This window comes from Streptomyces sp. NPDC056347 (assembly GCF_042262625.1).
Lineage (GTDB): Bacteria > Actinomycetota > Actinomycetes > Streptomycetales > Streptomycetaceae > Streptomyces.
Window position 1 is genome coordinate 14,181 of sequence record NZ_JBHJQP010000033.1, and the last position, 19,254, is coordinate 33,434.

The following is a 19,254-nucleotide window of genomic DNA, read 5'->3' on the forward strand; positions in this document are numbered from 1 at the left end:
CGCATGACTGTCGTACGACCCGACACCGCCCCGAAGTCCGCCGCCGAGACGTCCGCGCAGTTCCCGCCCGGCTTCGTCTGGGGCGCGGCCACCGCCGCCTACCAGATCGAGGGCGCGGCGGCCGAGGACGGCCGCACCCCCTCCATCTGGGACACCTTCAGCCGCACCCCGGGCAAGGTCCGCAACGGCGACACCGGAGACATCGCCGCCGACCACTACCACCGCTACCGCGACGACGTGGCCCTGATGAAGCGCCTCGGCCTGACCGCCTACCGCTTCTCGGTCTCCTGGCCCCGGGTGCAGCCCACCGGCCGCGGCCCGGCCGTCGAGCGCGGCCTGGACTTCTACCGCCGGCTCGTCGACGAGCTCCTCGAAGCGGGCATCGCCCCCGTCGCCACCCTCTACCACTGGGACCTGCCCCAGGACCTGGAGGACGCGGGCGGCTGGCCCCAACGGGTCACCGCCGAACGCTTCGCCGACTACGCCGACATCATGGCCCGGGCGCTCGGCGACCGCGTCACCACCTGGACCACTCTGAACGAGCCCTGGTGCTCGGCCTTCCTCGGGTACGGCTCCGGCGTGCACGCCCCCGGCCGCACCGAGCCCGCCGCCGCCCTGCGCGCCGCCCACCACCTCAACCTCGCCCACGGCCGGGCGACCGGGATCCTGCGCGACCACCTCCCCGCCGCCGCGCGGATCTCGGTCACCCTCAACCTCCACCACGTCCGCCCGCTGACCGGCAGCCCGCAGGACGCGGACGCCGCCCGCCGGATCGACGCGGTCGGCAACCGGATCTTCACCGGGCCGATGCTGAACGGCGCGTACCCGCAGGACCTGCTCGCCGACACCGGGCACCTGGTCGACTGGCCGGAGCTGGTCCGGGACGGCGACCTGGCCACCATCTCCGCACCGGTCGACGTCCTGGGCGTCAACTACTACACCCCCACCGTCGTCTCCACGCCCGTCGACGGCACCGGCGACTCCCGCGACGACGGGCACGGCAACAGCGACCACTCCCCGTGGCCCGGATCCGAACACGTCGCCTTCCACCTCGCCGAGGGCCGCGAGCGCACCGCGATGAACTGGGCGATCGACCCGGACGGCCTGCACGACCTGCTCCTCGACGTGGCCCGGGAGCACCCGGACCTGCCGCTGATGGTCACCGAGAACGGCGCCGCCTTCGACGACTACATCTCGCCCGAGGGCCACGTCGCCGACCCCGAACGCATCGCCTACCTCCACGGCCACCTCGACGCCATCCGCCGGGCGGTGGCCGACGGGGCCGACGTACGCGGCTACTTCCTCTGGTCCCTGATGGACAACTTCGAATGGGCGTACGGATACTCCAAGCGCTTCGGCGCCGTCTACGTCGACTACTCCACCCAGCGCCGCATCCCCAAGGCGAGCGCCCACTGGTACGCCGACGTCATCCGCCGCCACGCCCTTCCCCCGACGACGTCCTGACCCCGCCTGCTCCCGCTCCCAGGAGACCCGGCCCTCCCGAGCCGGGTCTCCGCCTTTCCTTCCGTCCTTAGAATGGGAGCGCTCCCAGAAGGGTGGTGCGAAGCTGCCACCCGGCCCGTAGAGGCGCTGCGGGGCCCGATGCCCGGACTTTGGTTTGGGTATCCGGCTATGAGAAATTGGCCGCGAACGGGAGGCAGCCATGGCGGCAGCGCGAGTACGGAGCGGTGGCCGGCCCACGCTCGAAGAGGTCGCGGCGCGGGCGGGGGTGGGACGCGGCACGGCCTCGCGCGTCATCAACGGCTCGCCCCGGGTCAGCGCGCAGACCCGGGAGGCGGTGGAGGCGGCCGTCGCCGAGCTGGGCTACGTCCCCAACCGCGCGGCCCGCGCGCTCGCCGCGAACCGCACGGACGCCATCGCCCTGGTGGTGCCCGAGCCGGAGACCCGCTTCTTCGCCGAGCCGTACTTCTCCGACATCGTCCGCGGGGTCGGTGCCGCCCTCGCCGACACCGACATGCAGCTGCTGCTCACCCTCGTCGGCAACGACCGCGAGCGCCGCAGGCTGGCCCAGTACCTGACCGCGCACCGCGTCGACGGTGTGCTGCTGGTCTCCGTGCACGCCGACGACCCGCTGCCCGACCTGCTGGAGGAGCTCGGCATTCCGGCCGTGATGAGCGGCCGCCGGTCCGCCTCGGAGAAGCTCGCCGCCGTCGACTCCGACAACTTCGCGGGTGCCCGCGCCGCGGTGGACCACCTGCACTCCCGGGGCCGCCGCGCCATCGCCACGATCACCGGCCCGCTGGACGTGTACGGCGCCCGGCGCCGCCTCGACGGCTACCGGCAGGCGATCTCCGGGACCGGCCTCGCCCCCGACGAACAACTGATCGCCCCCGCCGACTTCACCGAGCAGGGCGGCGCCCGCGCCATGCGCGAACTGCTCGCCCGCCGCCCCGGCATCGACGCGGTCTTCGCCGCCTCCGACGTGATGGCCGCGGGCGCCCGCCAGGCCCTCCGCGAGGCGGGCCGCCGCGTCCCGGACGACGTGGCCCTCATCGGCTTCGACGACTCCGCGGTGGCCCGCCACATGGACCCGCCCCTCACCAGCGTCCGCCAGCCGATCGAGGAAATGGGCCGCACGATGGCCCGGGTACTACTCCAGGAGATCGACCGCGACCGACAGGAACGCCCCCAGATCGTCCTCCCCACCGAACTGGTGGTCCGCGACTCGTCCTGAACCGCCCGGCCGCCGACGGGCCACCCCGTAACGTTCCGGGGTGGTCTCGAGGATTCCCCGCATCGCGGGGGCCGGCCGGAGACGTGGAGCGGCGGCGGGGCCATGAAGGGCCCCGCGCACGCGGGGACCGTGAACAGCAGCCGATGGACGCCGGGTTCCGTGACGGACCATCCCGCGCGCCCGCCGGGACCGTCCGTCGTGACCAGCGGCGATGTGCGCGAAGAGCCAGGTCCTGAGCAACCTCGCCGATCCCGGCCGTACGTGCCAGGCTTCCCGCCCGGCAGGTCCGGTTGGCCCGCCCTCTCGTGTACTGGTCGGATCGAAGGGAGCGGTGCACCCCGCTCCGGGCGGCCGAAGCGACAGCCCCGCGAGCGGAGTTCAGCTTCCCGCGCTCGCGCGAATGCCGTGTCCGCTCGGCCCGGACGGGGGTTTGAGCCGGGCCGAGCGGCTGTCCCACGATCGGACAGGCGGCTGACGTTTCGCGCATGTCCTGTTGACGTCCGGCTGATCCCGGACGTACGAAACCGCCCCTCCCCGCGTGGTGCGGGAAGGGGCGGTGCGGGGCAAGTGCGGGCCGCCGGCCGGGGATCACGACTCGATGGCGTTGCCCATCGTCCTCATGAAGGCTTCCGGCTCCTGGTCGTATCCACGGACTCCGGGGTGGAAGGTCCACCGCCCGGAGTCGTCGCGCGTGAACTCGCCGACCGTCGCCGCCGTCGCCTCCAGGACACCGCCGAAGTCGTCCTCCGCCAGGACGGTGTAGCCCTCGCGCAGGCGCAGACCGCGGCTGAGCACGCCGTCGAACGTCCTGCGGCAGGCGTTCTGGTGGATGACGATGCCGACGACCACACGCCCGTACCGGGCGTCGAGACGGTCGAGTTCCAGCGTCATGACCTCGTCCCAGCCGAAGCCCTTGCCGTCCTTGCTGTCCCGGTTGAGATAGATGGTGCCGTCCGGGGAACGGCTGTCCCAGTGCACTATGTACGAGGGGTCTCCGTGCGGGGCAGCCGTCAGGTAGGTCGCAGCGACGATGTCCAGGTGGCTGGCAGGCTCACCGGCCGGGCTCGGCTGCCATTTCAGCGCCACCTCTATCTTGCGAACGTCCTTTCTGGTGCCGTTCACCAAACCCTCCTCCTGTTCCGTGCGCTTGACGCGTCAACACCGCTGACGGCCAAGGGTGTTCGTCCATCATGGCACGTCAGAGGGGTTCCCACACCAGTGCAGTCGGCCTGATCGAGAGTGGCGACGACCTGCGACGAGGCCCTGCACGCGGGGGGACCGGTCCTCGCGACCGGCAGCGAGAGGTGCGAGGGGCCGGGCCTCGCGCGCTCCCGCGGACGGCCCGGACCGGTGGCCGGCTCGGAGGGCGCCGGCGATCGGCGCGAAGCCTTCCGGGCACTCTTCCCGGAACTCGCGACGAGCGGGGCCGGATTCAGCGGCCGCCATGGGGACGTGAGGGAACCGGGCGGTCGGTCGGCGCAGGGCGACGGCCGGGGGAGGCCCCTGTGGGGGCTCTGCCCCCGGCTACTGTCTGGAGGTCGTCGACGCGAGCGGCGTGGGCCGCGACCACGGATGAGGAGTGTCCGGTGCCGGAGCTGATAGACCATCTCGAGGGCCGACTCGGCCGCATGGGCGGCGCCTGGCCGGCCCGCGACGGGGCTCCCGAGGGCAGTCCCCAGGTGGCGTGGTTCCGGGGCGGTCGGCTCCCGCGGGTCCAGGCGTTCGCCACGATCGGGCTGTTCCGGACGCCGCTGCGGGCCGGGACGTCGGAGCGCCACTACCACCTGGAGCTCTTGGCCTGCGACTACGTGAACGACGACCAGGAGCCCGGCCCGCTGCCCAGCGTGGTGGAGTTCGTGGCCGAGCGCATGGTGCAGGGCGGCCACGCGGTGCTGCGCGGGGACGTGATCCCTCTGCCGGTCCCGCTCCCGGGCGGCAAGACAGCCCTCTACGTCGCTCTGCCCGTGTACTTCGACGACGACTTCGACTCCGTGACGATCGAGAACGGCAGCGACGTCACGATCGTCTGGCTGATCCCCGTCACTTCGGCCGAAGCCGACTTCGTCCGGGCCGAGGGATGGCAGGCCTTCGAACAGGAGCTCGCGGCCCGGGACCCGGACCTGATCGACCTCGACCGGGCAGGTCTCGCTCTCTGACCGCTCACGGGAAACCCAGAGGGCCGTGACACACACCACACGCCACCCGCTGCCGGCCCCGGACACGCGAAGGCTCCAGGCGGGAGAAGGGCTCGGGCACGAAGAAGGTCCGAATACGCGAAGGGCCCCGGTCCGAAGACCGGGGCCCTTCCCATCAGGGTGAGTAACGGGACTCGAACCCGCGACATCCTGGACCACAACCAGGTGCTCTACCAGCTGAGCTATACCCACCGCGTCCGGTCTTTCCGACCGGCCGAGAAAAAGTGTACAGGGTCCGGGAGGGTGCTCGCTCCCATGTTGTTCAGCCGCTGGTTCATGTCCTCGGAAGGGCCGTGACCAGCGGCTTCGCGAGAGGCTACGGCGTGGGGGGTGCGACGTGGGCCGCGATGGCCTTCGCGCGCTCCGAGTCCGGGCCCGGCTGCGGTACGAAGACCGCCTCGCGGTAGTAGCGCAGCTCGGTGATGGAGTCGCGGATGTCCGCGAGCGCCCGGTGGTTGCCGTTCTTCTCGGGACTGTTGAAGTACGCCCTCGGGTACCAGCGGCGCGCCAGCTCCTTGATCGAGGAGACGTCGACGATCCGGTAGTGGAGGTAGCCCTCCAGGGCGGCCATGTCCCGGGCCAGGAATCCGCGGTCGGTGGCGACCGAGTTCCCGCAGAGCGGGGCCTTGCCGGGCTCCTTCACGTGCTCGCGGACGTAGTTCAGCACCTGGGCCTCGGCGTCGGCCAGGGTGGTGCCCCCGGCCAGCTCGTCGAGGAGGCCCGAGGTGGTGTGCATCTGCCGTACCACCTCGGGCATCGTCTCCAGGGCCGCGTCCGGCGGGCGGATCACGATGTCCACCCCTTCACCGAGCACGTTCAGCTCCGAGTCGGTGACCAGTGCGGCCACCTCGATGAGTGCGTCGTCCGTCAGCGAGAGCCCGGTCATCTCGCAGTCGATCCACACCATGCGATCGTTCATGGCCCCCACCCTACGGGGCGCTGCGCTGCCCCGGCAGGGTCGGGCGTCCGGTCGTGTACGCGTCGGGTCCGGGCTTGCCCTGTTCCGACTGGACCGGGCCGGGCGGTGGCGGCGCCATCAGCTGCGGGCCCGCCGTGGCCGCGGCCCGCCGCATCATCGCACCGCCCTGGGCGGGCACCACCGTCTCCGGCACCGAGGGCCCCGGGTCCCCGCCCTGCGGGCGGCGGGCCCGGTAGGCGGCCCGGTACGCCGCGGGGGAGGAGCCCAGCTGGCGCCGGAAGTGTCCGCGCAGCGCGACCGGCGAGCGGAAGCCGCAGCGGCCCGCCACCTCGTCGACCGAGTACTCGGACGTCTCCAGCAGCCGCTGCGCCTGCAGCACCCGCTGGGTGATCAGCCACTGGAGCGGTGCGCTGCCGGTGAGCGAACGGAACCTCCGGTCGAAGGTCCGCCTGCTCATGTAGGCGCGCGCGGCCAGCGTCTCCACGTCGAACTGCTCGTGCAGATGCTCCAGGGCCCAGGCCACGACCTCGGCGAGCGGGTCGGAGCCGATCTCTTCAGGTAAAGACCTGTCGAGGTAGCGCTCCTGACCGCCACTGCGCCGGGGCGGTACGACGAGCCGGCGGGCCAGCGCCCCGGCGGCCTCCGTGCCGTGGTCCGTACGGACGATGTGCAGGCACAGGTCGATGCCGGCCGCCGTTCCGGCGGAGGTGAGCACGTCGCCGTCGTCGACGAAGAGCTCGCGCGGATCGACGTGCACCGACGGATAGCGCTTGGCCAGCGTCGGTGCGTACATCCAGTGGGTCGTCGCGGGACGGCCGTCCAGCAGGCCCGCGGCGGCGAGCACGAACGCTCCCGTGCACAGCCCGACGATGCGGGCGCCTTCCTCGTGGGCGCGGCGCAGCGCCTCCAGTGCCTCGGCGGGCGGCGGTGAGGTGATCGAGCGCCAGGCGGGCACCACGACGGTGCCTGCCCTGCTGATCGCCTCCAGCCCGTACGGCGCGGTGAGCTCGAGCCCACCGGTGGTGCGCAGTGGTCCCTCTTCGCCGCCGCAAACGAGCAGGCGGTAGCGCGGAACTCCCGCGTCCTGACGGTCGATTCCGAACACGGAGAGCGGGATCGAACTCTCGAAGATGGGGCCGCCGCTGAACAGCAGCACTGCGACGACTTCACGTCGTCGACGGCCGCTGAGCTTTCGTACAGCCTCCGTTGCGGTGGCGGAGTCCTGGCTCATGACGCTAAGCCCCCCTCGGTGTTCGCGTCTCCCTGGTCCTTACGGGCCTGTCGCTCCTGCACTTTTCCCCTCGGTCCTGCACGAGTTCCCCGGACTGCGAAACCCAAGATCGAATCTACTGCGTCCCGTGGTGTCGAGGTGACAAGTTCGCTCACCGGCGTTATGTCGACAAGGTCACTTGGCGGGAAGCATTCGATCACGAAGCGTTGCATCTGAAGAACGCACAGGGAAGTGCGCTGTGCATTGATGGCCCGTCCCTGTTGGGCAGAAGCGTACCGCGCGGTCTCTTCCTGCCTGGTGCAAGGGGGTTGGTCGGCCATTTCGGCAAGGAACGGGCAGGGGGATGAAGTTGGCTTGAAATAGACAGTTGTGCGTACGTGATTCGGTCATGGAACCGGCGCACAACCCTGCTGAACGACCGCTTCTATGCGCCCCCGGGGCAGGTGAAGCGGTCGATTGGGGGGAATGGGGCACTCGCGCCTCGCGGCGACCGGTTTCCGCCTGCCGGGCCGGCGTGTGTCTCCGGCCACATGGGGGCCGGGAGCGGGGCGGGCGGGCCGCGGCGGACGCGGTGGGGTTCCTGGGGTGCCGTACCGCGCCGGAGGGCCGGTGGCGGGGTGGCGGGCCGCGCCGCGGGCGTGGGGCGCCCGGTGGCCCGAACTTCGCGTAGAAGCGGTTTGGAGTGGTGACTCATCCGGTCCGCGCGGTCACCCAGCGGGGCCGTACGGCGCCGCTGGCGTCGGTGTACGACACAGGTGCCATTGCCATCCGGGACGGCCTCGGGCATGCTCCGTGACACATCGCGCGTGCTTTGCGCGGATCTGGGCAGTGGAGGAGTGGCGCCGTACCCTTGGGGGTAAGGGGTTGGGAAGATGATTCCCGGACACCGCATCACCGCCCGCTGAAGCACCTTCCCCAAGTCGTTCTCCTCACGAGGATCCTCTTCGCCGAGACACCGATGGCCGGTCACGAAATCCCCGAACCCGCCGACCGCAAGCAGGTAGCCGACCACCTGTCGGACCCGCTGGCGGTCGAAGAAGCACGTCATTCCTGCGATCCGGCGTTCCGCCACGGAGTGGTGGTCGGTTTCGACGGCTCCACCTCCAGCGAACGGGCCCTCGCCTACGCCATCGGGATGGCCCGAAGATCGGGTTCCGGCCTGATCATCGTCCATGTCGCCAACCGACTGCCCACCACGGTCTGGGCGGGCTGCGAGCCGCCCGTCTTCGTCGACGTCCCCGATCACCGCACCGAGGTCCTCGGGCTGGAGCTCGCCTGCGCGGACTACCTCTCCGAGGTGCCCTGGGTGCTGGTCGAGCGCGGCGGGGACATCTGCCACGAACTGGAGGAGGTCGGCCGGGAGTACTCGGCCGACGCCATCGTCGTGGGCTCCACGCACGGCGTCGTGGGCCGCATTTTCGGCTCGGTGGCGGGCCGCCTCGCGCGGCGCGCGCAGCGCCCGGTCGTCGTCATCCCCTGAGCCGTTCCCGAACGCGCGTCGCCCCGCCGGTCCTGAGTCAACTCGTCCGTGGAAGCACGGTGGTTGACGGACCGTCGGGGCGACGTACGAAGGCGGGCGGGGCGGGTCCTACTCGACGGTGACGGACTTCGCCAGGTTGCGCGGCTTGTCGATGTCACGGCCCATGGCCAGCGCCGTGTGGTACGCGAAGAGCTGGAGCGGGATGCCCATCAGGATCGGGTCCAGCTCGTTCTCGTTCTTCGGCACGACGATGGTGTGGTCGGCCTTCTCCTGCACCTGGTGGGCGACGGCGAGGATGCGGCCCTCACGGGCCTTGATCTCCTCGAGCGCGGCCCGGTTCTTCTCCAGCAGGTCGTCGTCGGGCACGATCGCGACCGTCGGCATCGCGGGCTCGATCAGCGCGAGGGGCCCGTGCTTCAGCTCGGAGGCCGGGTACGCCTCGGCGTGGATGTACGAGACCTCCTTGAGCTTCAGCGAGGCCTCCCGGGCGACGGGGTAGCCGCGCACCCGGCCGATGAACATCATCGACCTGGCGTCCGCGTACTCGGCGGCCATCTTCTTGATCTCGTCCTCGTTGGCGAGGATCTCGCTGATCTGGGCGGGGAGCTTGCGCAGCCCCTCGATGATCCGCTTGCCGTCGGCGACCGACAGGTCGCGGATGCGGCCCAGGTGCAGGGCGAGCAGCGCGAACGCGACGACCGTGTTGGTGAAGCACTTGGTGGAGACGACGCAGACCTCGGGGCCGGCGTGGACGTACGTACCGCCGTCCGCCTCGCGGGCGATCGCCGAGCCCACCACGTTGACGACGCCGAGCACCCGGGCGCCCTTGCGCTTGAGTTCCTGGACGGCGGCCAGCACGTCGTACGTCTCGCCGGACTGGGAGACCGCGACGTACAGCGTGTCCGGGTCGACGACCGGGTTGCGGTAGCGGAACTCGGAGGCCGGCTCGGCGTCCGCGGGGATGCGGGCGAGCTCCTCGATCAGCTGGGCGCCGATCTGGCCCGCGTGGTACGAGGTGCCGCAGCCCAGGATCTTGATCCGGCGCACCCCGCGCGCCTCGCGGGCGTCCAGGTTGAGGCCGCCCAGGTGCACGGTGGCGAACCGGTCGTCGATCCGGCCGCGCAGCACCCGGTCCACGGCGTCGGCCTGCTCGGAGATCTCCTTGTGCATGTACGTGTCGTGGCCGCCCATGTCGTACGACTCGGCCTCCCACTCCACGGTGGTCGGCGTGGCCGTCGTGGACGAGCCCTCCGTGGTGTACGTACGGAAGTCGTCGGCCTTGAGGGTGGCCATCTCGCCGTCGTCCAGGGTCACGACCTGGCGGGTGTGGGCGACCAGCGCGGCGACGTCCGAGGCGACGAACATCTCCTTCTCGCCGATGCCGAGGACGACCGGGGAGCCGTTGCGGGCGACCACGATGCGGTCGTTGAAGTCGGCGTGCATGACGGCGATGCCGTACGTGCCCTCGACCGAGCGCAGTGCCTCGCGGACCTTCCCCTCCAGGCTGTCCGCCCCGGAGCGGGCGATCAGGTGGACCAGCACCTCGGTGTCGGTCTCGGAGAGGAAGACGACGCCGTCGGCGACGAGCCTGGCGCGCAGCTCGGAGGCGTTGTCGATGATGCCGTTGTGGACGACGGCGACCTTGTTGTCGGCGTCCAGGTGCGGGTGGGCGTTCTCGTCGCTCGGGGCGCCGTGGGTGGCCCAGCGGGTGTGGGCGATACCGGTGGTGCCGTTGAAGCGCTTGGGGACGCGGGCCTCCAGCTCGCGGACCCGGCCCTTCGCCTTCACCATCCGCAGCGCGGCGGGCTTCTGGGCCGTCGCCTTGCCGGTGATGACGATGCCCGCGGAGTCGTAACCCCGGTACTCCAGCCGCTGCAGCCCTTCCAGCAGCAGCGGAGCCACGTCACGCTTCCCGATGTATCCGACGATTCCGCACATAGAGTCTCTGCCCCTCCGACGATGTGTTTCCTGGTGCCCGTACGCCCGGCCGTACCGGGTGCGTCAGCCGTAGACGATGCGGCGCAGCTGGCGGAGCGAGAGCTCCGGCGGCGCGACCGCGCGGTGCGGCAGCTCGGCCGCGATCCGTTCGAAGATCTCCGCGTTCACCAGGCCGCCGGACTGCAGTTCGCGGTGGCGGCGGCGGACGAAGTCCTCGGTCGTCTCGTCGAAGTACGCCAGCACGTCGAGGATCACCCGGGCGGCCTCACCGCGCTGGAGCGCGGTGCTGCGCACCAGGTGGTCGATGAGGTCGTCGTGCGACGGGCGGCGTTCGAGCACTCGTCGATACTGCGGTCGGCGGGGCGCTTACGCAACAATTCTGCCCGATATCGGGCAGGGGAGGGTGTGATTGCGGTCTCGGGCGCTTGGCGGGAGGGGGTGGCAGGGGCTCACAGGCGCTTGAGCACGGCCTGCTTGGCGGCGGTGAACTCGTCGTCGGTGAGCACCCCGGAGCGGTGCAGCTCGCCGAGCTCGCGGAGTCTGCGCAGAGCCACGTCGTGCTCGTCCCCGGCCGGGGGCGCGGACCCGATCGCGGCGGGCCCGGCGGCCTCGGGCAGGGCTCCCGTGCCGGTGCCGGTGCCCGCGCCGGCCGGGGCGCCGGGCAGCCGTACCAGCACCGCCGCCGCGACCAGCACCGCCGTGTACTCCTTCTTCGACAGCCCCCACAGGTCCAGCGAGTACAGGTCCTTCTCGGGCGCCGGCGGCGACGCCGGAGCCCCGGCCCGGACGAAGCGGAGGTGCCCGTTCTCCAGGCCGATGGGCGGCACCCAGCGCACGTCCGTCACCTCCGACACCGGGAACGCCACCGGGCCGTTCGAGGTCTTGATCTCGTCGGCCTTCCAGTTCCAGGTGAGCCGTACGGTCTCCCCGTCGAAGGAGGCCGTGCCGTCCCCGCCGCCACCGGCGACCGGCAGCGAGGGCCCCGGCAGCAGGAAGCCGTCCGCCGGACCGGCGGGCACCTGCTCGAGCAGCAGGGCGTTGCGCACCGCGTCGACGAAGTACCCGGCCACCCCGTCGCGGTCCTTCTCCACAGCCAGCTGGTACGGGTCCGCCGCGTCCTTCAGCCGCCCGTCGGCCGCGCGCAGCACCGGGCACGCCCCGTCGCGCAGCCGCAACCGCAGCCGGCCGCCCTTGCGGTCCGGCTCGAAGGAGACGCCCGCCAAGGCGTGCAGCGGGACGACCCGCTCCCCGAGCGCCTCCCGGAGCGGGTGGACGCCCTTGCCCCGGCCGGGCACGATCCGTACCGCCTCGCCGTCGAAGTGCCAGGTCCCGTCGCGCTGGGTGATGTCCGCCATGGCGGACATTCTGTCAGCCTGTTCGAACGGGGCTCAGGGGGGCGGCGGCGCGTCCGACCGCTCGCGGCCCCAGGCGGCCAGCGGCCGGAGCGCCTCGTTGAGACGGGTGCCGTCCTCGGTCAGCGAGTACTCGACGCGGGGCGGGACCTCGTCGTACGAGACGCGCCGCACCACACCGTGCGCCTCCATCTCCCGCAGGTGGGAGGCCAGCACCTTCTCGGTGACCCCGGGCAGCAGGCGGCGCAGTTCGCCGAAGCGGAGGCAGGGGTGCTCGTGGAGCGCCCACAGGACGAGCACCTTCCACTTGCCGCCGATCACTTCCATCGCGGTGTCGATCCCGCAGACGTGTCCCTCCGGCGTGCCCGGCCGGTTCGGCGTCGCCATGCCCCACCCCTTTGACGTGCTCGCTCACCTCAGGGTAACCACCCACTCCGAAGTGCGTACTTGATCACTTCGGCGGCGGCGAGCAGCCTCGACGGCATGACACAGCACTCCGCCGAGAACGCCGAGAACCCTGCCGAGAAGGCCGGAGAGAAGATCACCGACAAGGCTCCCGTGACCCTGCTGGGCCTCGGCGCCATGGGTACGGCCCTGGCCCGGGCCTGGCTCGCCGCGGGCCATCCGCTCACCGTCTGGAACCGCACCCCCGCCCGCGCGGCCGCCCTCGCCGCCGAGGGTGCGAAGGCGGCGGACAGCGCCGCCGCGGCGGTCGCGGCGAACCCCCTGGTCGTCGTCTGCCTGCTGGACGACGCCTCCGTGGCGGACACGCTGGACGGCACCGATCTGACCGGCAAGGACCTGGTCAACCTGACCACCACCACCCCGGCCGAGGCCCGCGCCCGCGCCCGGTGGGCCCACGAGCGCGGCGCCCGCTACCTGGACGGCGGGATCATGGCCGTCCCCCCGATGATCGGCGCCCCGGGCGCGGGCGGCTACGTCCTCCACAGCGGCTCGCGGGAGCTGTTCGAGCAGCACCGGGAGACCCTTGCCACCCCGGCCGGAGCCACCTACGTCGGTACGGACCCGGGCTTCGCGGCCCTGTACGACATGGCCCTGCTCGGCGCCATGTACGGGATGTTCGCCGGGGCCGCCCACGCCTTCGCGCTGATCCGCAAGGAGGACATCGACCCCGTGGCGCTCGCCCCGCTGCTGGCCGACTGGCTCGTCGCGATGGCCCCGTCGGTGCACCGGACGGCCGCGAACCTGCGCGGCGGCGACTACACCGAGGGCGTGGTGTCCAGCCTGGCCATGCAGGTGGCCGGTACGCCCGCCTTCCTGCGCGCCGCCGAGGAGCAGGGGGCCAGTGCGGAGCTGCTGCGCCCCTACTTCGACCTGATGCGCCGCCGGCTGGACGAGGGCGGCGGCGACGAGGACCTGACGGGGGTGGTCGACCTGCTGGTGCGCTGAGCCCGTCGCCGGTCCCCGCCGCTCACCGGACGAGGACCCCGCCGCCCGCGGACCGGGCGCGCAGGGCGGCGCGGTCGATGCCGGCGAGCCGGGCGGTGTGCTCGCGCGCCCGCGCGCACTTTGAGCCCCGGAGCCCGGTCCGGGTCCGTTCGGCCCCGGCCATGCCGCTGCCGTCCCCGGGGCCGTCGAGCAGCCGCTGCCGCCCGTCCTCGTCGTGGACGAAGGCGTGGACGAAGGTGTGGACGAGCAGGGTCACGTCACGCGTGGACGAGCAGGGTCACGTCACGCTCCGAACTCCGCCCGGCAGTCGTCGAGTCCCTCGACGGTGACCTCGATGCTCCGGCACTCCTCCCAGCGGGCGCGGTCGATCCGCAGCCGTTGCACGGTGACGGGCTCTCCGCGTACGGCGGCGACGGCGAGGCCGTCCGGCAGGTAGCCGAGCCGGCGCGAGACGCCCAGCGAGCGGGCGTTGTCGGTCATCGCCGCCGTCACCGCGCTCCGGGCCCCGAGGCCCGCGAAGGCGAAGTGCAGGATGGCGGCGCGCATCTCGGTGCCGATGCCCCGGCCCTGGTGGGCGAGGCCCAGCCACGACCCGGAGGTGATCTGACCGGTGACCCCGAAATCCGTCGCGCTCAGGTCCTGCCGGCCGACCGCCCGGCCCTCGTGCAGCACGGCCAGGCTGAGCGTCCAGCTCCGGGGCGACCAGTCGGCGACGGTGTGCAGCACGTGCTGGAACGTGGCCCGGGCGCGCTCGGCGGGCGGCGCGTCCGTCCAGGGAATCGTGAACGGCATCTCGTCCGGGGCGTGCACCCCGCCGGCCGCGACCGAGGCCAGGTCGTCGAGCAGCTCCAGGTCCGGGAGGCGCAGCTCCAGGCGGGGCGTGCGGATGCGGAGCCCGTACAGGGGCCAGTGCTGTGGCTTCATGTCCGGACTCTGCCGGGCGCGGAGCCGTGGTGTCGAACGAATTCCCCGCCGCCTGCCGGGTGTCAGGGGCGCGGCCAGGGGCGGCCGCCCAGGCGCTCGATGTCGGTGTTGAAGCGGCGCAGGTAGGAGGCGAAGCCGGAGATGTCCTCGTCCGACCAGTCGGCCATGACCCGCTCCAGGGAGTCGACGATGCCCTCGCGCTCCGCGTCGAGCGTGCGGGCGCCCTCGTCGGTGATCCGGAACTTGCGGGCCATGCCGCCCGCAGGGTCCGGGATGCGCTCCACGAGCCCGGCGCGCATGGCCGCCGCGGTCTGCCGGTTGAGGGTGGAGGCGTCGAGCCCGAAGGCGTCGCTCAGCTCGCCGATCGACATCGGGCCCTGGATGCGGATGCGGCTGAGCAGGACGTAGGCGCTGTGGTCCATCAGGCCGCCCTTGCGCCGTCCGCCCTTGTTCCGCAGCAGGCTGTGGCGGCTGAGGAGCATCTGCTCGTACTCGACCTCATGGGTGGGCCTGGTCATGTGCCTGCCGTCTTCCCTTGCCGTCTCGTCGTCCGGGCGTCCGTGCGGCCCGGTCCGTTCCGGCGCCCCGGTGTGCTCCGGAGGCCGGCCTCCATCCTCCCACAGGACATGTAGCTTACACATAACATGCAGAATGCATGGAGTGTGTACGATGCATAGCCTTCTTCCCGATACACACCCGAGGAGTCCCGGATGGGCGCGCCCCAGCCATCAACTCGCACCGGCGGCGTCGTCGCCACCCTGGCCATCGCCGGCATCACGGCGGCGATCATGCAGACCCTGGTCACGCCGCTCATCGCCGAGCTGCCGCAGATCCTGAGCACCACCCCCTCGAACGCGACCTGGGTGATCACCGTCACCCTGCTGGTCTCCGCCGTCTGCGTACCCGTCTCCGGACGGCTGGGCGACATGGTCGGCAAGCGCCGGATGCTGCTGGTCTGCTCCGTACCGCTGATAGCCGGCTCGGTGGTGTGCGCGCTCTCGTCGTCGGTCGTCCCCATGATCGTCGGCCGTGGTCTCCAGGGCATGGGCATGGGTGTGCTGCCGCTCGGCATCGCGCTGCTGCGTGACGTGATCCCCGCGGAGAAGCTCAGCTCCTCCATCGCGCTGGTCAGCGCCTCCATGGGCATCGGCGGCGCGCTCGGTCTGCCGATCGCCGCGGCGGTCGCCCAGTACACCGACTGGCGGGTGCTGTTCTGGGGCTCGGCCGGTCTGGCGACCGTGGTCGCGGGTCTGATCTGGTTCCTGATCCCCGACGTCCCGGCCGGGGCCCAGGGGCAGCGGTTCGACGTGCTCGGCGCGCTCGGCCTCGGGGCGGGCCTGGTCTGCCTGCTGCTCGCGGTGTCCAAGGGCGCGGACTGGGGCTGGGGGTCGGCCACCACGCTCGGCCTGTTCGCCGCCGCCGTGGTGGTGCTGCTCGCCTGGGGCCTGTGGGAGCTGCGTACCCGTGACCCGCTGGTCGACCTGCGCACTACCGCGCGCCCCCGGGTGCTGATGACCAACCTCGCCTCCGTCTTCGTCGGCTTCGGCATGTACGCCACCATGCTGATCTCGCCGCAGCTCCTCCAGTTCCCCTCCGAGACCGGCTACGGGCTGGGCCAGTCGATGCTCGCGGCGGGCCTGTGGATGGCGCCCGGCGGCATCATGATGATGATCGTCTCCCCGCTCGGCGGAAAGCTCATCGACGCCCGGGGGCCGAAGTTCACCCTGGTCTGCGGCATCCTGGTCATCGCGGCCGGCTACGGCCTGGCGCTGGTGCTGATGGGCTCCGCGTGGGGCCTGATGCTGGTCGGCATGGTGACCAGCAGCGGCGTCGGTCTGGCCTACGGCTCGATGCCCGCGCTGATCATGGGCTCGGTCCCGCTCTCCGAGACCGCCGCCGCCAACGGCTTCAACACGCTGATGCGCTCGCTGGGCACGTCGATCGGCGCCGCGGTGGTCGGTGTGGTCCTCTCCCAGATGACCGTCACCATGGGCGGCCACACCCTCACCTCGGAGAGCGGCTTCCGCACCGGGCTCATGGTCGGCTGCGGCGTCGCCCTGGTCGCCGCCGCGGTCGCCGCCGCCATCCCGGCCCTGCGCCGCGCCGGGGACGGCACCGACGCCACGCCCGAACCGGCCGCCGCGAAGGTCTGACCCGCGTACCCGCGTACCCGCGTACCGCCGCCGCCCGTTCCTCGTCCGTTCGTGAGGGACGGGCGGCGGCGGTTTCCGGTAAGGTCGCGCTCTTCGGGCGGCGTCAGCCTCCGGAGCCCTGAAGGCGAACCGCGCCCATGACCTTCCCGCACCCCTCCGCCGCGCATTCCGCCCATCACCGCCTCGACGCCGCGCTGGACGGTCTCGCCGTCACCTTCCGCGGCATGACCGCCCATCCCGACGAGCACAACTGCGAGTGCCACTGGGGCGGCCCCGAGGAGCTGGCCCTGCTCAAGGTCCCGGACGTCGAGCTGGACCACGACCTCCTGCACCGCACCTGGCAGGCCCCCGACTGGAGCGACCATCCGGCGGTGCTGCGCCGGATACTCCCGCAGTTCGCCCGGTCCCTCGTGGCCGGCCGCGTCGAACCGATCCTCGGCCCGGCCGGCATCGGCCGCTCCTTCGACCGGGGCCGGTGGCGGTCGTGGCCCCGGGAACAGGCCGAGGCGGTGGCGGAGTTCCTGCACGCCTGGTGGGACCACGTACTCACCGATCCGGCCCCGGCGGTCCCGGCCCGCGAACTGCTCGTCGTGGTCGCCGAGGCGTCCGGCACGCTCACCCCGTGGCTCGCCCGGTGGGAGGAGCGGACCGGTACCACCGCCACCCAGCACCTCGCCGAGGCCGCCGCCGACTGGGAGTACCACCTCCTCGGCGACGAACTCCCCTGGGACGCCTGGGACGGCGGGGACGAGAAGCGCGCCGAACTGACCGCCTGGCTGCTGGACCACGCCCGTCCCCGCCTCGCCGGTCACGGAGCCCCCGACGAACTGCTCCACGGCATACGCCTGCTCGCCCTCACCGGCCCCGCCCGTTGGGAGGACCCGCACTGGCCCTACCGCGGCTGCTGACCGCCGGGTGCGCCCGGCGGGCCCATGAGGCGGGGGAGAGGGATACGGCGGCGGTTTCTGGCGCAATACGCCCTGACGGTGCTGTACAAAGGACGGGAATCCACGACGCCGCCCCCGATGCGACGGGGTACAGCAGTGGCGTGCGTGGACACGCGTCCCGGGTCCTTGGACGTGGTCGTGCTGTGCGGGAGGGCCGCGCGTTCCCCGCGGGGGCAACGCGCCCCCGCCGCGAGCAGCGCACTGAGACCTCAACTCACCTGATGCAAGCAGGAGGTTCAGTCATGCGGTCGAGGATCACCCCACTGGTCACCCTGGGCGTGGGATGCGCCCTGGTGGCAGCGGTGTCCACCCCGGCGTACGCCGGTCCGCAGGTGTCGTTCAAGAACGTGGCGACGGGCAAGTGCCTGGACAGCAACGGCGCGGGCGACGTCTACGCGCTCGGCTGCAACGGCGGCGGCAACCAGAAGTGGACCGTGGAGTTCAACGACATCGGGGGCGGTGTGCTCAAGGACGTGGCGACCGGCAAGTGCCTGGACAGCAACGGCGCGGGCAAGGTCTACACGCTCGGCTGCAACGGCGGCGACAACCAGCGCTGGACGGTGGAGCATCCGGACGGTGGCATCGTGGCCTGGAAGAACGTGGCGACGGGCAAGTGCCTGGACAGCAACGGCGCGGGCAAGGTCTACACGCTCGGCTGCAACGGCGGCGACAACCAGCACTGGGACTCGTAACCCCTGAGGGTCCGTACGCGGACGGGGCGGGCCTCTTCGAAGAGGCCCGCCCCGTCGTGCGTCGCGTCGTGCGTCGCGTGTCGCCCTACGCCGTCAGGCCGTCAGGCCGTCAGGCCGTCAGGCCTTCAGGCCCAGCTCCCGGGCGATGAGCATGCGCTGCACCTCGCTGGTGCCCTCGCCGATCTCCAGGATCTTGGAGTCGCGCCACATGCGGGCCACCGGGTATTCGTTCATGAAGCCGTAGCCGCCGTGGATCTGGGTGGCCTCGCGGGCGTTGTCCACGGCTACCGTGGAGGAGTACAGCTTGGCGATCGCCGCCTCCTTCTTGAACGGCTCGCCCGCCAGCATCCGCGAGGCGGCGTCGCGCCAGCCGATGCGGGCCATGTGGGCGCGCATCTCCATGTCGGCGATCTTGAACTGGATCGCCTGGTTGGTGCCGATCGCCCTGCCGAACGCGTGGCGCTCGCCCGCGTACTTCACCGACTCGTCCACACAGCCCTGCGCCAGGCCCGTGGCCAGCGCGGCGATGGCGATCCGGCCCTCGTCGAGGATGCGCAGGAACTGGGCGTAACCGCGGCCCTCCTCGCCCAGCAGGTTCTCCAGCGGCACGCGGACGTCGGAGAAGGACAGCTCGCGGGTGTCCGAGGCGTTCCAGCCGACCTTGGAGTACGGGGCGGCGACCGTGAAGCCGGGGGTGCCGGACGGCACGATGATCGAGGAGATCAGCGGGGCGCCGTTCTCCTTGCGGCCGGTCACCGCCGTCACCGTGACCAGCTCCGTGATGTCCGTGCCGGAGTTGGTGATGAAGCACTTGGAGCCGTTGATCACCCACTCGCCGCTCGCCTCGTCGCGCACCGCCGTCGTACGCGTGCCCCCGGCGTCCGAGCCGCCGTCCGGCTCCGTCAGGCCGAAGGCGCCGAGCGCCTCGCCCGAGCAGAGCTTCGGCAGCCAGCGCCGCTTCTGCTCCTCCGTGCCGAAGCGGTACACCGGCATCGCGCCGAGCGAGACCCCGGCCTCCAGGGTGATCGCCACCGACGAGTCGACCCGGGCCAGCTCCTCCAGGGCGATCCCGAGGGCGAGGTAGTCGCCGCCCATGCCGCCGTACTCCTCCGGGAACGGCAGCCCGAACAGGCCCATCCGCCCCATCTCCCGCACGATCTCGTACGGGAACTCGTGCCGTTCGTAGATGTCGCCGATCTTCGGCGCGACGACGTCGTGTGCGAACTCCTCGACGGTGCGCCGCAGTTCCTCGTGTTCGGCGGTCAGCCGGTGGTCCAGGGACATGGCAGGGTCACTCCTTGTGGGACTGGGGACGGGT

At 71.8% G+C, this 19,254-nt stretch carries 19 protein-coding genes and 1 tRNA gene; 8 read left to right on the plus strand and 12 right to left on the minus strand.

Going from position 1 to position 19,254, the window contains the following annotated elements; translation table 11 throughout:
- Window positions 1-3 precede the first annotated feature (3 nt).
- Window positions 4-1,464, plus strand: coding sequence for a GH1 family beta-glucosidase (locus ACFCV8_RS10785; protein ID WP_376684960.1), 1,461 nt, complete (start codon window positions 4-6; stop codon window positions 1,462-1,464).
- 199 nt (window positions 1,465-1,663) lie between these two features.
- Window positions 1,664-2,695 (plus strand): LacI family DNA-binding transcriptional regulator, encoded by a 1,032-nt coding sequence (locus ACFCV8_RS10790; RefSeq protein WP_376684961.1) that lies wholly within the window; start codon window positions 1,664-1,666, stop codon window positions 2,693-2,695.
- Between the two features lie 588 nt (window positions 2,696-3,283).
- Here ACFCV8_RS10790 and ACFCV8_RS10795 read toward each other — a convergent pair.
- Complete coding sequence (locus tag ACFCV8_RS10795; protein WP_376684962.1) at window positions 3,284-3,817, minus strand: TerD family protein; 534 nt, start codon at window positions 3,815-3,817, stop codon at window positions 3,284-3,286.
- 464 nt (window positions 3,818-4,281) lie between these two features.
- Here ACFCV8_RS10795 and ACFCV8_RS10800 point away from each other — a divergent pair, with 464 nt between their 5' ends.
- The gene (locus ACFCV8_RS10800; protein ID WP_376684963.1) at window positions 4,282-4,851 is read left to right on the plus strand and encodes a suppressor of fused domain protein; all 570 of its coding nucleotides are present in this window, start codon (window positions 4,282-4,284) and stop codon (window positions 4,849-4,851) included.
- A 158-nt stretch (window positions 4,852-5,009) separates the two neighbouring features.
- Here ACFCV8_RS10800 and ACFCV8_RS10805 read toward each other — a convergent pair.
- The 3 genes from ACFCV8_RS10805 to ACFCV8_RS10815 all read right to left on the minus strand — a co-directional run bounded on the left by ACFCV8_RS10805 (window position 5,010) and on the right by ACFCV8_RS10815 (window position 7,040).
- Window positions 5,010-5,082: transfer RNA gene (locus ACFCV8_RS10805), tRNA-His, on the minus strand.
- A gap of 124 nt (window positions 5,083-5,206) precedes the next feature.
- Window positions 5,207-5,809, minus strand: coding sequence for an oligoribonuclease (orn, locus tag ACFCV8_RS10810; protein WP_376684964.1), 603 nt, complete (start codon window positions 5,807-5,809; stop codon window positions 5,207-5,209).
- A 10-nt stretch (window positions 5,810-5,819) separates the two neighbouring features.
- Complete coding sequence (locus tag ACFCV8_RS10815) at window positions 5,820-7,040, minus strand: helix-turn-helix domain-containing protein (protein WP_376684965.1); 1,221 nt, start codon at window positions 7,038-7,040, stop codon at window positions 5,820-5,822.
- A 958-nt stretch (window positions 7,041-7,998) separates the two neighbouring features.
- Here ACFCV8_RS10815 and ACFCV8_RS10820 point away from each other — a divergent pair.
- Entirely contained in the window at window positions 7,999-8,520 is a 522-nt protein-coding gene (locus tag ACFCV8_RS10820) for a universal stress protein (protein ID WP_352273826.1), read from the plus strand.
- 108 nt (window positions 8,521-8,628) lie between these two features.
- Here ACFCV8_RS10820 and glmS read toward each other — a convergent pair whose 3' ends face one another.
- The 4 genes from glmS to ACFCV8_RS10840 form a co-directional block, all read right to left on the minus strand.
- Window positions 8,629-10,458 carry a glutamine--fructose-6-phosphate transaminase (isomerizing) gene (gene glmS / locus ACFCV8_RS10825; RefSeq protein WP_376684966.1) on the minus strand — a complete coding sequence of 610 codons (1,830 nt, stop codon included), beginning with the start codon at window positions 10,456-10,458 and terminating at the stop codon, window positions 8,629-8,631.
- A 63-nt stretch (window positions 10,459-10,521) separates the two neighbouring features.
- Window positions 10,522-10,797 carry a hypothetical protein gene (locus ACFCV8_RS10830; RefSeq protein ID WP_365245908.1) on the minus strand — a complete coding sequence of 92 codons (276 nt, stop codon included), beginning with the start codon at window positions 10,795-10,797 and terminating at the stop codon, window positions 10,522-10,524.
- 110 nt (window positions 10,798-10,907) lie between these two features.
- Window positions 10,908-11,813, minus strand: a complete 906-nt coding sequence (locus ACFCV8_RS10835; protein ID WP_376684967.1) for a DUF4429 domain-containing protein — start codon at window positions 11,811-11,813, stop codon at window positions 10,908-10,910.
- Between the two features lie 33 nt (window positions 11,814-11,846).
- A complete protein-coding gene (locus tag ACFCV8_RS10840) occupies window positions 11,847-12,197 on the minus strand; it encodes a winged helix-turn-helix transcriptional regulator (protein WP_376684968.1) in 351 nt (116 codons plus the stop codon).
- A 96-nt stretch (window positions 12,198-12,293) separates the two neighbouring features.
- On the opposite strand from ACFCV8_RS10840, the gene ACFCV8_RS10845 reads away from it, so the two are divergent.
- Window positions 12,294-13,220: an NAD(P)-dependent oxidoreductase gene (locus tag ACFCV8_RS10845; protein ID WP_376684969.1), complete on the plus strand. Its 927-nt coding sequence runs from the start codon at window positions 12,294-12,296 to the stop codon at window positions 13,218-13,220.
- A 22-nt stretch (window positions 13,221-13,242) separates the two neighbouring features.
- On the opposite strand, the gene ACFCV8_RS10850 is transcribed toward ACFCV8_RS10845, so the two are convergent.
- The 3 genes from ACFCV8_RS10850 to ACFCV8_RS10860 form a co-directional block, all read right to left on the minus strand.
- Window positions 13,243-13,476, minus strand: coding sequence for a hypothetical protein (locus ACFCV8_RS10850; protein ID WP_376684970.1), 234 nt, complete (start codon window positions 13,474-13,476; stop codon window positions 13,243-13,245).
- A gap of 26 nt (window positions 13,477-13,502) precedes the next feature.
- Window positions 13,503-14,144, minus strand: a complete 642-nt coding sequence (locus ACFCV8_RS10855; RefSeq protein WP_376684971.1) for a GNAT family N-acetyltransferase — start codon at window positions 14,142-14,144, stop codon at window positions 13,503-13,505.
- Window positions 14,145-14,206: 62 nt separating this feature from the next.
- Entirely contained in the window at window positions 14,207-14,662 is a 456-nt protein-coding gene (locus tag ACFCV8_RS10860; RefSeq protein ID WP_376684972.1) for a MarR family winged helix-turn-helix transcriptional regulator, read from the minus strand.
- Window positions 14,663-14,854: 192 nt separating this feature from the next.
- Here ACFCV8_RS10860 and ACFCV8_RS10865 point away from each other — a divergent pair, with 192 nt between their 5' ends.
- The 3 genes from ACFCV8_RS10865 (at window position 14,855) to ACFCV8_RS10875 (ending at window position 17,936) form a co-directional block, all read left to right on the plus strand.
- A complete protein-coding gene (locus ACFCV8_RS10865; RefSeq protein ID WP_376684973.1) occupies window positions 14,855-16,297 on the plus strand; it encodes an MFS transporter in 1,443 nt (480 codons plus the stop codon).
- 137 nt (window positions 16,298-16,434) lie between these two features.
- Entirely contained in the window at window positions 16,435-17,205 is a 771-nt protein-coding gene (locus tag ACFCV8_RS10870; protein ID WP_376684974.1) for a hypothetical protein, read from the plus strand.
- A gap of 281 nt (window positions 17,206-17,486) precedes the next feature.
- The gene (locus tag ACFCV8_RS10875) at window positions 17,487-17,936 is read left to right on the plus strand and encodes an RICIN domain-containing protein (RefSeq protein WP_376684975.1); all 450 of its coding nucleotides are present in this window, start codon (window positions 17,487-17,489) and stop codon (window positions 17,934-17,936) included.
- A gap of 117 nt (window positions 17,937-18,053) precedes the next feature.
- Here the strand turns inward: ACFCV8_RS10875 and ACFCV8_RS10880 are convergent, their stop codons facing one another.
- Entirely contained in the window at window positions 18,054-19,220 is a 1,167-nt protein-coding gene (locus ACFCV8_RS10880; RefSeq protein WP_376684976.1) for an acyl-CoA dehydrogenase family protein, read from the minus strand.
- Between the last annotated feature and the right edge of the window lie 34 nt (window positions 19,221-19,254).

Bases quoted from the DNA above. Each gene is read 5' to 3' on its own strand.
- ACFCV8_RS10860 (WP_376684972.1), bottom strand. From the start codon at position 14,662: ATGACCAGGCCCACCCATGAGGTCGAGTACGAGCAGATGCTCCTCAGC.
- ACFCV8_RS10820 (WP_352273826.1), top strand. From the start codon at position 7,999: ATGGCCGGTCACGAAATCCCCGAACCCGCCGACCGCAAGCAGGTAGCC.
- ACFCV8_RS10855 (WP_376684971.1), bottom strand. From the start codon at position 14,144: ATGAAGCCACAGCACTGGCCCCTGTACGGGCTCCGCATCCGCACGCCC.
- ACFCV8_RS10815 (WP_376684965.1), bottom strand. From the start codon at position 7,040: ATGAGCCAGGACTCCGCCACCGCAACGGAGGCTGTACGAAAGCTCAGC.
- ACFCV8_RS10790 (WP_376684961.1), top strand. From the start codon at position 1,664: ATGGCGGCAGCGCGAGTACGGAGCGGTGGCCGGCCCACGCTCGAAGAG.
- glmS (WP_376684966.1), bottom strand. From the start codon at position 10,458: ATGTGCGGAATCGTCGGATACATCGGGAAGCGTGACGTGGCTCCGCTG.
- ACFCV8_RS10875 (WP_376684975.1), top strand. From the start codon at position 17,487: ATGCGGTCGAGGATCACCCCACTGGTCACCCTGGGCGTGGGATGCGCC.
- ACFCV8_RS10865 (WP_376684973.1), top strand. From the start codon at position 14,855: ATGGGCGCGCCCCAGCCATCAACTCGCACCGGCGGCGTCGTCGCCACC.
- ACFCV8_RS10870 (WP_376684974.1), top strand. From the start codon at position 16,435: ATGACCTTCCCGCACCCCTCCGCCGCGCATTCCGCCCATCACCGCCTC.
- ACFCV8_RS10845 (WP_376684969.1), top strand. From the start codon at position 12,294: ATGACACAGCACTCCGCCGAGAACGCCGAGAACCCTGCCGAGAAGGCC.
- orn (WP_376684964.1), bottom strand. From the start codon at position 5,809: ATGAACGATCGCATGGTGTGGATCGACTGCGAGATGACCGGGCTCTCG.
- ACFCV8_RS10785 (WP_376684960.1), top strand. From the start codon at position 4: ATGACTGTCGTACGACCCGACACCGCCCCGAAGTCCGCCGCCGAGACG.
- ACFCV8_RS10835 (WP_376684967.1), bottom strand. From the start codon at position 11,813: ATGGCGGACATCACCCAGCGCGACGGGACCTGGCACTTCGACGGCGAG.
- ACFCV8_RS10840 (WP_376684968.1), bottom strand. From the start codon at position 12,197: ATGGCGACGCCGAACCGGCCGGGCACGCCGGAGGGACACGTCTGCGGG.
- ACFCV8_RS10880 (WP_376684976.1), bottom strand. From the start codon at position 19,220: ATGTCCCTGGACCACCGGCTGACCGCCGAACACGAGGAACTGCGGCGC.